Origin of the sequence: [Phormidium] sp. LEGE 05292 (assembly GCF_015207735.1) — a bacterium.
In the GTDB taxonomy this organism is placed as follows: Bacteria; Cyanobacteriota; Cyanobacteriia; order Cyanobacteriales; family Aerosakkonemataceae; genus Floridanema.
Window position 1 is genome coordinate 1 of record NZ_JADEWG010000156.1, and the last position, 14,120, is coordinate 14,120.

General features: G+C 35.4%; 8 protein-coding genes. 7 read left to right on the plus strand and 1 reads right to left on the minus strand.

All coding sequences use genetic code 11. From position 1 onward, the window contains the following. Positions 1-1,317, minus strand: coding sequence for a DUF4347 domain-containing protein (locus IQ264_RS33555; protein ID WP_193984750.1), 1,317 nt, complete (start codon positions 1,315-1,317; stop codon positions 1-3). A 346-nt stretch (positions 1,318-1,663) separates the two neighbouring features. Between IQ264_RS33555 and IQ264_RS27010 the strand changes: the two genes are divergently transcribed. The 7 genes from IQ264_RS27010 (at position 1,664) to IQ264_RS33220 (ending at position 14,026) form a co-directional block, all read left to right on the plus strand. Next, positions 1,664-3,106, plus strand: a complete 1,443-nt coding sequence (locus tag IQ264_RS27010) for a hypothetical protein (protein WP_193984752.1) — start codon at positions 1,664-1,666, stop codon at positions 3,104-3,106. Positions 3,107-3,202: 96 nt separating this feature from the next. Further along, positions 3,203-4,483: a DUF1822 family protein gene (locus IQ264_RS27015; protein WP_193984754.1), complete on the plus strand. Its 1,281-nt coding sequence runs from the start codon at positions 3,203-3,205 to the stop codon at positions 4,481-4,483. Between the two features lie 36 nt (positions 4,484-4,519). Beyond that, on the plus strand, positions 4,520-7,018 hold the full coding sequence (locus IQ264_RS27020; protein ID WP_193984756.1) for a CHASE2 domain-containing protein: 2,499 nt from the start codon (positions 4,520-4,522) through the stop codon (positions 7,016-7,018). Next, on the plus strand, positions 7,005-7,709 hold the full coding sequence (locus tag IQ264_RS27025) for a hypothetical protein (protein WP_193984758.1): 705 nt from the start codon (positions 7,005-7,007) through the stop codon (positions 7,707-7,709). Before IQ264_RS27020 ends, IQ264_RS27025 begins: the two co-directional genes overlap by 14 nt. A gap of 91 nt (positions 7,710-7,800) precedes the next feature. Beyond that, on the plus strand, positions 7,801-8,109 hold the full coding sequence (locus tag IQ264_RS27030) for a hypothetical protein (RefSeq protein ID WP_228061848.1): 309 nt from the start codon (positions 7,801-7,803) through the stop codon (positions 8,107-8,109). A 41-nt stretch (positions 8,110-8,150) separates the two neighbouring features. Next, positions 8,151-10,409, plus strand: a complete 2,259-nt coding sequence (locus IQ264_RS27035; protein ID WP_193984760.1) for a caspase family protein — start codon at positions 8,151-8,153, stop codon at positions 10,407-10,409. Positions 10,410-10,504: 95 nt separating this feature from the next. Beyond that, positions 10,505-14,026, plus strand: coding sequence for a CHAT domain-containing protein (locus IQ264_RS33220; RefSeq protein ID WP_228061849.1), 3,522 nt, complete (start codon positions 10,505-10,507; stop codon positions 14,024-14,026). The last annotated feature ends 94 nt before the right edge of the window (positions 14,027-14,120 follow it).

Sequence of the window (14,120 nt, forward strand, 5' to 3'; positions counted from 1 at the left end):
TCAGGTGTGTATAAGAGACAGACCTTCAACTATAGCAGGGCTGCCAAGGCTGCTACCGCCGCTGCCGCCTGTACCATTGATGGTGCCACCACCCGCTGCACCTTTGGAACTAGACGCATTATTGCCATTGTCAGTAGTGCGGAAGCCACCACCTCCACCACCGCCAGCTACAGAAGAACCATTGCCACCACTACTTCCCGTTGGAGTCACAGCCCCACCAAAACCGCCACCGTTGCCACTGCCAGTAGAGGCATCTTGCCCCATACCACCACCACCCCAACTGTAAGAAAAATAGTTAGTTCTCCCACCCTGAGCGGTATTATTTGTAAAGATGACACCCTCCGCGATCAAAGTGCCTTGATTAAAGATGGCACCACCCATCCCGGCACCACCTCCACCGAGATAGCTATTACCTCCTAGAGCCAGTCCGTTTTGCAGGGTGAGGTTTTTCAAGGTGAGCTTTCCTGCTCCTGGGGTGTTGTAGTTCAAGGTTTCTGGTTTAGTGGCATCAGCACCCACATAGAAAAAGCGCAAACGCCCTAAGTTGGTATCGCGTTGAATAGTTGCTCCTTGCCCGTCGATGGTAATATCGCTGGCAATAGCAGGTAAACCGTTGGAACCATACCACCAGTTATCAACCGCAGTTAAGTTATAAGTACCCCCGGCAAATAATGTAATAGTGTCTGCTTCTACTGTGCTATTGGCAGTGTTAATTGCACTGATGAGTTCGCTAACCGCATCTGTTGGATTGTTGCTGGGGTTAATGGTGAGAACGATATTATTCAGAACATGGTTATAAGCCTCTAACACACCAAGCTGAAAAGCTAAAGGTGCTTCAATGTTCCCCAGTTTGACTTCAAAATCCCAGTCTCCTCCTAATACAGCACTTCCAGTAAGGTCATTGGAAGCAGCAATATCTGCACCAGTCAGTTGGGCAAAGCGTTGGAGAAAAACTTTTCCCCCTTGCCCTGGCAACGGGGTGGGGTCTGCTACATTACAGCCATAAATTAAAATATCGGCATTCTTAGTTAAAGAATTGCGCCAGTGCTGCAATTGTGCGGCATAATCTTCAATATTCCCTGAATTTAACAAACTATTACCCAATTGCAAACTACTGGGGCTACCGTGAGACACAATATGTACCGCCGAAATATCATTACGACTTGCCAAAACATCTGTAATTTGCGAGATTCCATCTTTTGTCGGGTTGAGGATGATTACTTCAGAAGCAGCATCTACTCCCGCTACCAAACTCTGATAATTGGCAACGGCAGGATCGATAAAAACAATAGCTTTCTGGGCGCTGAAATTAATCATATTAGTTATGAGATAGCCTTAGTGCGTTGAGATTCTAACCAAACTGGTGTCAGACTTCTTTCAACCCTATATAGTTCTAAGCAGCTGTTAGTTATGCAAGGAAAAATAAGAAAGTATAATTTTTTTGATTACAAGTTTCATTGATTGCATAACTTAGGATACTCCAGAACTAGATAGTGGTAATCACATCTCTGTATGGTTGCCTAATGCCAGTTAATTTAATACTAAATGCAAAGACTTTAATACTTAATTTACTGAGAAGCTCAGTTTAGCGATGTACGTAGCAGCCGAAACATAAAGTGTAGGTTCTTAAAAAGGGTTTAATCTCACAATAGGAAAAATTAGTATGAGTACTGCATCCAAGTACTGGTTACTGATCCGGCTAGATGCGACAGGAAATAGCAAGATTGAAGAAATAACTGTTGCTAAAGCATTTTTTACATCTATATTTCCCGAACTAATTAGCAGTGAAAACTTACTAGATGCACAAATCCAATGCCAGTTATGGGAAAATTGGCAAACATCTTTAGTAGCGAATCAAGCTAATAAGATATCTACTAGCAATAATGCAAGAGTACATCCGGCTGAACTATGCTTGCGTTGCTTTATTTCCAGTGTTATTCAGCAAGTTTGTATTCAATTGGAAATTAATTTTGGGAAGAATTATGGTTTTACCCGCCATGATTTGTTTCCTTTAGTTCTCAATGATGTAATTGAACGTTCTGCTAAACACCAACAAAGTTCCTATACTTCTGTTGCTCTTGAGATTTTACAAACCTACAATCCAGAACGAGGAAATTTATCTAATTGGACAAGCAAACTTGTTAAACAACATCGGGAACTAAAAGCTTTCTTAATAGAACATGGTGTATACCTAGTCACTGACTGGGCTATTCTCAATGATACAAACTCGGAACAATTACAACGAATCTTTCAAGAATTTCATCATCTTACCGAATCGGAAATTAGGTTAGCTGCTATTTTATTGGAAAGTTACCATCGGATTTATCGGCGGGATCGCAGAACTGCACGTAAATTAGGGAGACAGGGACAATGCTTACCTCCTACAACCGAACAATTACAACAAATTTCTCAACTATTTCAGCAAAAGATTAATTTAGAATTCAAGACATCTGAAATAATGTCACGACTTCATAATATAGCAAAACTATTACGAGAATATCGCATCTATATTAAAAGTGGTACTTATAAAAACCAATCTTTAGATGCACCTGCGGGTAATTCAGATAATAGTTATACTCTGGGTGGGCTAATCCCTAGCACTTACTCAACCAGCGAACAAGATGAGGAAAATGAATTTTTACAATTTTACCGTAGTGAATTTATGAATTCGTTAGATTTAGCATTAAAAACTATTATTAATCACCGCCTCAGCACTCTGAAAAAGCAAAATATTGCTCTAGTAAATCAGTTTGTTATAGCACTTCATCTTTACCATTGCCAGGGACAATCGATGGTAGAAATTGCTCAAAAAATCGGTCTGCAAGCTCAGTACCAAGTGACTAGGTTACTTAAACTAAAACAACTACGAACAGAAGTGAGACAACTAATGTTAAAAAAATTATTGAGTTCGGTTTTAAATAGAGCTTTACTTTATACTGAATTTAAGGAAGCTAAGAATTTAGAGCAACAAATTGAAGAAATACTTGACCGACAGATTGAAGATATATTTCAGAAGGCGGAAGCAGAAAGTACAGTTACTAAAAACCGTCCGTTGCCAAGTTTATTTGCTCGAAGAGTATGTTATATAGCGAATCAAATCCAATAGTATTTTTTTAATCAGGTAAAATTAAACTTGCATTAATCTTCTATGTAAAGAACTATATATCTACAAGTCAAAACATCAGTATCAGGGAAGAGGACAATGGTTAAAAATTCAATGTACGCTAACTTCGAGTGGGATACGCTAGAATCTGACACTATTACTCTAGATACTACTCAAATAGAACAAGCGATAAAACTGAGCGACCCGATTTTAAACGAAAACCAGCAATGGCAAGCTTATATTAATGCTTTAGCATTATTGAGTTTTGAGCAATGGTTAAGCGATCGCGCTCCCGAGCTTTCTATTAACAAAAGTCAGTGTTCAATTTTTTTACCTCAGTATGCTGGATTGCTCAGAGGTGTCTGTAACTTAAAAGTAGAAAATTTCAAAATTTGCTTAATTCCTGTAACTACAAGCATAGAGCAAACAATTAGCTTGCCAAGAATCGCTACTGAGTCCGAATATAACGCTCATTTCTATGTATTAGTTTCAATAATTGAAGAACTAGAACAAGCAAAAGTTTTGACTTTTACTCCTCATTATCAACTAAGGGAAAAAATCCAAAGCGATCGGATTCCAGTCCAATTTAACTGGAATTATCAGCTTCCTTTGGATTGGTTTAATTTGAATCCAGATGATTTATTACTCTCTTTGCGGTGCTTAGAACCTGAACCACTTCCTAATGAAATATTAGTAACTGCAAGTGCGAATTTACTTTCTAAAATTAAAGAAAAATTAGTACAGTATCAACCTCAGTTAGAAACTTCAGATCAAGAATTGTGGCAAATTTTAACGTGGGAAGAAGCCATAATTTTTTTTACCCATCCAGAAGTTTTTCAGCAGCAAGAATCAGGAGTTAATTCTTTAGTTAATGTAGCTTTATGGCTACAAGATAAACTTGATGAAGCAGCACAATCACTATCTTGGGTACTCCTTCCTAGTTTTAACACTGAACGGCAGAATTTCGCTACTGTGATGCGATCGCCAAGGGAAGAACTAGATGATATTCTCACTCAATTGGCACGCACTGGAACTGAAATTCCCCAACAAGCAAGAGGAGCTTATCAAAATTTAAACTTTAGTGAAACTTGCTTGCGACTTTATGCCGTCACTTGGGCAGTATTATCTTCAGAAAACATTCCTGAATGGCAATTAATTTTAATTTTGGGTTCTTCAGGAGGTAACAGCATCCCTCTAGGTACCAAATTGCAAATAAAAGATAATACAGGAATTTTGGGTGAATTAGTTCGCTGTCAAGAAAGCGATCCTGCTTACTTGTACGCCAGAGTTGCTGGTAATTGGGAAGAATCTTTTTTTATTACTATCTCGTTAATGAATGGAGAAACTATGACTTTGCCACCATTTGCATTTCGCCCGTAATGTTAAATTGAAAAGTTAGATAGGAAAAAACTTATTATGAGTAATTTTAGATTAAAAGTTCAAAAAATCGAACAAATTTGCTTATTTGAATTGTCTTGGGGAAAAGGACAACAGATTTCCTGTAGAGTGAATTATCCTCAATTATTAACTACAATTTATCAAGAATGGCAACGGATTTACCTTAACTTCTATAAGTCTTCATTGCGGGGGAGAATAGAAAAAATGGGTGGAATTGCTCCACCTCCAATAGATTGGCACGCTAGATTAGTACAAGCAGAAGCTAAATATATATATGAATTTCATTTCTGGTTACACAGTGCTGAAATTTTTGAAATTCGTCGGATAATTGCCAATAGTATATTGCTCAAAGTTAATAATCAAGAGAAATTAAGTGACGCAGCAAAAACAGTTAATATATTTCTAACTTGTGAACCTTTAGAATTAGCTCGTCTACCTTGGGAAACCTGGGAAATAGGCGCAGAATTTCCTACTAATATGGGAAGTATTTCTATAATTAGAACTCCTCAAAATATTCATCAAGAAAATAATCAAAACAATTTTTCTAGAGTTCGGCGGAAGAAAGGGAGAATTTTAGCTATTTTAGGAGATGAAACTGGGCTGAATTTTCAAAGCGAGCGACAGGCTGTTCTTAGCTGTAGTAAAATAGCAGAAATTAAGTTTATCGGTTGGCAACCAGGAAGCTCTATTTCTCAATTGAAAGAAAGCATTTGTGCTAATTTAGCAGATGAACAAGGTTGGGATATATTGTTTTTTGCTGGACATAGTAATGAAACTCAATTAACTGGTGGGGAACTAGCGATCGGACCAAATATCTCTTTATCAATTAGCGAAATTATTCCTTATCTTAAAATTGCTCAAGCCAAAGGTTTACAATTTGCCTTATTCAATTCCTGCAATGGTATTAATATTGCCGAATCACTAATTGATTTAGGATTAAGCCAAGTAGTAATAATGCGGGAGCCAATTCATAATTCTGTAGCACAAACCTTTTTAATCAAGTTTCTGCAAGTATTAGCAGCCCATAAAAACGTTCAAGAAGCAACAGTTATAGCTTGTCAGTATTTAAAATTAGAGCATAACTTAACCTATCCTTCGGCTTTTTTAATTCCCTCGCTATTTTGCCATCCAGAAGCAAGTCTATTTCGGATTCCCACTTTTGAATGGAAGCAACGAATTAAACAAATTCTACCTACCAAAACGGAAGGAATTGTATTTACTGGATTAGCCTTGATTAGCTTAGTATATCCAGTACAGGATTTTCTTCTAGAAAAACGGATTCTTAGCCAAGCTATTTACCGTCAATTAACTGCACAAATTCCTCAAAATAATCATCCACCTGTATTATTAGTACAAATTGATGAAGAGTCAATTCGTCAAGCAAGAATTGCCGATCCTAAACCAATGGATCGGATCTATTTAGCTAAATTAGTAGATAAGCTTTCCAGTTTGAATGCTAGAGTTGTGGGGATAGATTATTTGTTAGATCGTCCTTTAGGAAAAAGCGATCGCATCTTCTCCCAATCTCTTCAATCTGCTGTCAAAAAACAACCGAACCCTACTTGGTTTGTATTTGCTACTGTCCAAAATAATGATACTAAATGGCTAACTGTACTACCAGAAATTGCTAAACCTACTTGGAGTTTGCAAGGTTATATTAACATAAGCCCTTGGTACGTAGAGCCAATATATCCAAATAAAGTTTCTGATTTTAAATTACCTTTTTCTTATATATTAGCATTAGCTTATCAAATAAACCTTAAAAATTTATCTTCTAGAAACAATCAAGCAATAAAATTAACGCAAGAAAAATTATTAAAACCAAACTTGAGTAGTCAAACTAACCTTTTTTGGCAAGTTAATGATTATCTGGAAACTTTAGCAAAAGAGAATAACCAAATTCTATTTTCATCAAGATTAGAAATTCAAGAATTAACTAAATTTTCTTATAAGTGGGGACAAATGTGGTTACAGCCTATTATTGATTTTTCCATTCCTCCCGGACAAATTTATCAAACTATTCCGGCTTGGCAATTACTTAAAACTACTCCTAACTCTTCAAAATTATCTAATATTCAACAACAAGTAATTATGATTGTTCCCGGAGATTATGGTGAAGCCGGAGTATTTCAAGAAGGACAAGATAATTACAATTTACCAAATGCTATAAGCTACTGGTTGAAAATAAAGCAGCAAAATTCTCGTCAACGATTTACTGGTGGAGAAACTCACGCTTACATATTCCATCATTTCATTAATTCTTGGATTGTAATTCCTATACCTGATTTATGGTTAATTGCTGTGGCAGGGTTATTGGGAAAAATTTTCAGCTTGACGAAACTAAAACCTCGTAAGCGAAGATTAATATTGGTAACTGCGATCGCTATTTATGGCATAGTAAGTTTACAGATATACCTGACAGCTGCTATCTTGCTTCCTTGGTTTTTACCAGCAATAATGGTAACAGCTTATGCTTTACCTGCGTTATTAAGGAAGAAAACTTATGCGTCGAATTAATTTAGGGTTAATAGCTATAACTTTAAATGTAATTCAAATACTTTTGTGCCAAAACTATAGCGTTGCCAAATTATCTAATTTAAAAATAGTAATTAGTCAAGAAGTAGCGTTAGAGGATGCTAATTCTCAGTTACCTTGGGAAAATTTGTATGAGAGAGTACCACCTCCTAGAGGTGATGTACCTGCGGGTTCTCGTGGAGATATTTGTATAATAACTCCAGCTAGACCAGGAAAAATAGGGGTGGTTTGGAGCGATCGCCCTTTAATTCTTTGGCGTGGAAGTATTCGGAAAATGGAAGTCCGCCTTAGTAGTAATAAACAGGCGTTATGGAGTCAAATAGTTTCGGAAAATCAAAGTAGCATTATATACAATGGTGCTGCTTTACAACCAGGACAAAGCTACGATTTAATCCTATTCAATCAGCGTTCTGTACCAATTTTTCGAGTTACATTTCGGATAATTGAGGAAGAACAAAGGAAGCATATTATATCTGATTTAACTCGTTTAGAGGCGGGGTTAAAACAGGAAGGTGCGACTGCAGAAAAGATTGCTTATGCAAAAGCTGACTATTTTGCGTCTCGCGGAATGTGGGGGGATGTTTTGCAAGAAGCATATAAGGTAGAAAAACCTTCTGCGCGTTTGAATCAGTTTAAGGAAGATACTTTTGAGCAATTTTGTCCACGCAATTGAAGTTCTTAGGTGCATAGCTTTCTAACTTTGAGAACTATAAGGGCTTAAAGAATTAGGAAGATGGCAAACCAAAGACAAGTTAAGGAATTAGATGATGGTAACTAACTATACTCTGAATACAGAAACAACCTCAGTTATAAAGCAATCTATTTCTCCTGTTAAAAGTGCGATCGCGAAACGTTGCATTACCAGTATCGCTCATTCAGTCAAACTAGGTTGGATCTTAGTCAATAAAAAGATTATTTCTCAAACTCAACTAGAATCCATCTTGACTATTCAATTCCATAGTGATAAAAAATTAGGTGAATTATTACTTGAGCAAAAGCTAATTTCCCGTAATCAGTTACAGCAAGCTTTAAAGGAACAGTATTGGCGCAAAAATGGATATTGGGTGATTTAATTTTAAAAGTGCTTAAGCCCGATTGGGTAATCTTTTAAACCATGCTTAGAATTAAACGACGTAACTTTTTGTATATGGCAAGTTCGGCGCTCGCCAGCTTGGGTTTAAGCCAATGTAAAATTAGCGAAAGAAACACTGATTTTACTATTCCTTTAAATCGAGGTTCTACTAATAAGTTTCGCCGATTAGCTTTACTTGTAGGAATTAACAATTACGCTAGCAACAGTCAAATTCCATTATTACAGGGCTGTCTTACTGATGTTGAATTGCAACGAAACTTACTAATTTACCATTTCGGGTTTCATCCTCAAGACATTTTAATTTTAACTAATTCTCAAGCCACTCGCAAAGGTATTTTAACAGCCTTTGAAGAACATCTAATTAAGCAAGCCAAACCTGAAGATGTAGTAGTGTTTCATTACTCAGGACATGGTTCGCAAATAGTTGACTCAGACCATGATTTTCCTGATGGTCTTAGTAGTACCATTGTTCCTTTTGATAGTTCGCGTCCTGCTAATAATTCAGGAGGAATTGTCCAAGATATTACCGGACACACACTATTTTTACTAATGAGTGCCTTACCTACAGAAAATGTTACTTTCGTCCTCGACTGTTGTTACTCAGGAGGAGCTAAACGAGGTAATTTGCAGGTTAGAGCAATTCCAGGTGGTCAAGAATTTAAAGCTTCACCAGAAGAATTAGCCTATCAAAGACAGTGGTTATCTCAATTGAATTTAACGCCTGCTGATTTTAAACAGCAAAGAAGAAAAGGAGTAGCTAAAGGAGTAGTAATTACCGCGACAAATCGCGATCAACTTGCTGCGGACTACCCCTTTAATGGTTTTAGTGCTGGTGCTTTTACCTATTTAATGAGCCAGTATTTATGGCAAGAAAGTAGTCAGCAATCACTAATAAAAACTTTACCAAATATTGCTCGAAGTACTACTCAAATTTCTTTTACAATGCAAACACCAGAATATGAAGTAAAACCTGGAAGTAGAAATGAGCAAAAACCAATTTACTTTATTGATAAGGTAACTAGCGCAGCAGAAGCAGTGGTTACTAAAATAGAGGATGAATTTGTGGAAATGTGGTTAGGAGGAATTGATTCTGAAAGTTTAGCTGCTTTTGACAAAACAGCGAGTTTTACAGTAGTTGACGCTAATAATAAAACTATAGGAGAAATACAACTCCAATCTCGTCAAGGTTTAGTCGGACGAGGGAAACTTTTCAATAAACTTTCAGCAGTAACTATACAACCAGGTGCATTCTGTTTAGAAACTGTACGGGGAATTCCTCATAACTTAAATTTAAAAGTTGGTATCGATCCATCGTTAGATAAAGACACAGATATTGCTTTTAATGCTTTGTCAGCTTTACCTCGGATTCAAGTTTTGCCTCTGCAACAGGGAGAAGTACATTGTATTTTCGGTCGAATGAGTAAAGCTTATTATCAAAAATTACCATCTAGCAAAAATTATGCTTCACTTCCAACTATAGGAAGTTTGGGTTTATTTTCTGTAGGCGGTGAAGTTATTAACGGTTCTTTTGGCGTGGCAACAGAAATAGTTACAGATGCTATTAACAGGTTACAAGTTAAGTTGAAATCATTATTAGCAATCCATATTATTAAAATGTCACTTAATATTAATTTTTCTCGATTAAATGTTACCGCAAGTCTGCGAAGAGTTAATGAAAATGATGTATTGATTGGACAAGTGTTTCCGGTGCGAGGCGCAAAGGAAAAATTAGCAAATTTAACTAATATCTTATCTCCAGAGGTATCCAAATTACCAGTAAATACGCCCGTAGAGTTGAAAATTATAAATAATGAATCTAACGACATTTTTGTTAGCATATTAGTAATTAATGCAGAAGCAGAAATAACGGTTATTTTTCCTAATCAATGGTCTGCGCCGGGAGATGCAGCTAGATTAGTAGCAGGAGAAACGCTGTTACTTCCTGAGCCAAATAAAGATACATTTTCTCTGCAAACTCAAGAACCTCTAGGGATGACGGAAATTTTAATAATTACTAGCCTAAAACCATTACGAAAAGCTTTGAAAGTATTGCAGACGATCGCCCAAAATCGCAGTCAACAAAGCGGCCCGATCGCCATTTCTACTCCGGTTGAAGTCATTGACAACTTACTAAAAGATTTAGGAGAAAGCAGTAACTCTAATAATGACTTACGTAGTAGCAATAGTAACAATATAGTATTGACAAAAAGTGAAAATGGAATTAATCAAGTTGATACTACCCAGGTAGCAGCTATGTCGATTACATTTGAAGTAGTTTGAAAAAAGTGTCAAGTTGGGTGCATACCTCCTCTAACCGGAGAACTAAAGTAAAATCAAAAGTCATACTACCCAATACTAGAGGTAAACCGAAAATTATGAAATTTAGAATTAGACTTCTAGCATTTTCTACACTTTTGGCAACATTTAGCAATTTTAATTTCACTTTTCCTACTTTAGCTGCAAATTATCATACATTACCAAAATGCAGCCAAACACCACATTTTAGAGAAGAATTTACTAACTCAAAACAAACAGAATTATCCGCTCAATACGCCTATGGTATTATCGTTCAGAGGTTAATCGCTGTAGCCCTACAAAAGTATGGTATGAGGTATAACGATCCGAGTGAAGTTAACAGACAGAAAAATCTTGAACAATTATCTCAACTTCTAAAGCAAGCACTTTTGGTTGCTAATACAATAGATAACCCTCGTTATAAAGTTGAAGCATTAACCTTGATAGCAGCCTCTTATAGCGCTGCAATAGACCCTTTCCAAGTATCATTTTTGACAGTCGATGGAAACTATCTCAAACTTTTTGAAACTGAGAGCTTAAATTTGCTCGATCGGTCATTAGAATTAGTTAATTCTATAAAAGAACCAGAAGAAAAAGTTAAAATTTTAGGGAAAATAGCTACTATATATGCAAGTTTAGAGCAATCAAAAAAAGTTTCTCGAACCCTAACTCAAGTCCTAAAAATTTCCCAGGCGATAGAAAATGTTAATGAAAGATCTATAGCATTATATAAAGTTGTCGAATATTACCTATATCCTGAAAGAATTTTAGAGATTCAGCCATTTTTTGGGTCAGATCTATATAATTTTCAAAAAAAACCAGAAGAACATATTAACAGGTTAAACATTGCTCTCCAAATAGTTAATAGTATAGAAGTTAGTACTTATAAATCTAGCATATTGGCTAAGATTGGTAATGAATATGCTAGATTGGAACAATATAACAGAGCCCTTCAAATCGCTCACAATATACAGGATAATTCTCTCAAAGGTGAACTATTAGCTCAAATTATTCAATTTTCTGCTAAAGATACCATAAATCGAAAACGAATAGTTGCACAGAATCCCAGAATTACAGAAACAGAAATACAACCGGAAACAGATAATGATATATTACCCAAAATTATTCAGATTATTAATGCTGTTAAAGATGCTAATAGCAAAGACATACTTTTAAGTGAATTAGCTTGTGGTTATATGGATACTTCAAAAAACATTATATTTTTTCCTCAGCTAGGTAATACTACATTAGTAGAAACATTTGCAAACATAACTTATCTTATAGATCGAGCTTTGATAACTAGTAATAACATACAGAATCCTTATATTAAATCTAAGACTTTAGCCTTAATTTCCTTGAAAATTTCAGAGATATCATCCAGCTTAACAGGTGACGTTGAAGCTAAAAAACAATTAGCATATCTACTACAGAACCGCTCACTAAAAATTGCCTATACGATACCGAACTCTGAGATAAAGGATAAGACTTTAGGTGTAATAGCTTTTAACTTTTTTAAAGCTTTAAGAGAATTACCACGTCATATTGATACTGCTAGTAAAGACCGAGCAAAAGAATTATATGAGGAAGGTTTTAAAATTATTGCTCATATAAAAAGTATTGAAATTAAATCTCAAGTATTAGCTAAAATTATTTCTGAGCTTACCAAAAAAAGTCATAATGATTTGTTGATAAAAGAATATAATCAAGCACTTCAGATTGCGAGTAATATAGAGTTAACCTCTGTCAAGAATGAAGCTTTGAGTGAAATTGCTGAAAATTATGTAAACCAAAGAAGAGATGTAGAACAAAAAGATAAATACTTTGAGTTATTAATTCAAGTGCTTCAAATAGCGAAAAATTATAGCTATGAACAAGCATTGCGTCCAATGATAGCAAATTTATATTTGGAAGTAGGAGAAACCGATCGCGCATTTCAACTTGTAAATAGTTTAGATAACTCTGACAGTAGATTCAATTTATTAGCTAAAGTTGCTAAACAATATGCAGTAGCGGGAGAAAGTGAGAAAGCAAATAATATTTTTGCTCAAACGCTTAACATAGCCCAAACTAAAAATAATGCCTATCAAAAAGCTTCAGCATTATATATAATAGCTATAGCCTATAAAGATTTAAGGCAATATGAGAAAGCATCAGAAATCATTACTCAAGCAAGTCTTACAGTTAAGACTGCACAACAGGAAAAAGATATTCTTCCTGTTGATAATAAAATAAAGACTTACGATGATATATTCAGTATATTTTATCCTACTTATAATAATCCTCTTTCTCAGACTCGGAGTAACGTAAATTCACAGAAATATGTATTGATAAACGATCTTTTGTTTCAAATAGATCGTTTTATTTCAGAGCTTAATTTGCATAACCAATACCATCCTAAAAGTTCATTTAATCATAATTTACAAAGCCTGATAGCTGAAAGTAAATATGAAAAAGCTTTAGAATTAGTACAGCAATCACAGGCAAGCCTGTTGATAGATTTAATTAATCGTCCATCGTCTCTTTTAGCTTATACACCGGAATATTTTGAACAATTAAAAGCTCATCCGACACCACCTCCACTTAAAATCGATCAAATTCGGAAAATTGCTAAGGAACACCAAGCAACACTGGTTGAATATACAATTGTTCATAAAGATAATCAAAGCGAAAATGTTGCTCAAAACAGTGAATCAGAATTATTTATTTGGGTTGTTAAACCAACTGGTGAAGTGATATTTCGCCATGTAAATCTTAGTTTTTTAGGACAACCAAACATTTGGTTAGCGCAGCTAGCTTCTAATCCTCAGTTATTTGTTCGGGGATTAATGCAAGAATTGAAGATGAATATACAAACGATTCATCCAGCATTTATAGCCATAATTACTTCTAGTATAATTATTGTTATTTGTATTTTCATCTGGTGCTTACGTCTTTTATTCAAGCAAAAAGCTATTTTTAATCACCGCTCTATTTTCTATCAAAAGGCTAATGAAAATAAAACTTCTTACCAAAAAGAAATAATTTTTTTATATTCGTATACAAGTGAAAAAAGCTTATTTCCTCATAGGTTATGGCGGAACTGGTTGTTGCTAGTATTAATATTAGGAGGCAGTGGAGGATTTTTTTTGTTTCAGTACATTTTCAGACAACAAATTCTAGCAAATCCCTATTCGGAAATTACTACATCTAGGGACAAATCGCTACCCCAAAACCAAAATCAGCAACCAAACAACCAAGCTGATAATTCATTGCTGGCAAATTTAGTATCCGATAGCCGTGAGTCTATTGGTGTCAGAGGTAGAGGTTTAGGGTTGGTTCCTAAAGTAGAAAAGACTAAACAAACGAGTCATTTACAACAACTTTATCAATTATTAATTGAGCCGATCGCAGATTTGCTGCCTAAAGATCCTAGTAATTCCGTTATTTTTATTCCCACTCAATCTCTATTTTTTGTTCCTTTTCCAGCACTACAAGATAAAGAAGGCAAATATTTAATTCAAAAACACACAATTTTAACAGCTCCCTCAATCCAAGTATTAGATTTAGCTCGACAACGAAAACAAAAAATTGGTTCTTCCGTACTTACTGTGCTAAATTATTAGGGAAGTGTTAAGCATCAAAGAGATGAAGAATAGATTACTGACTAAGTTGCTAAACCTACCAGGAGTTATAGTAGAAGAAAGTCAAGAAACAGAA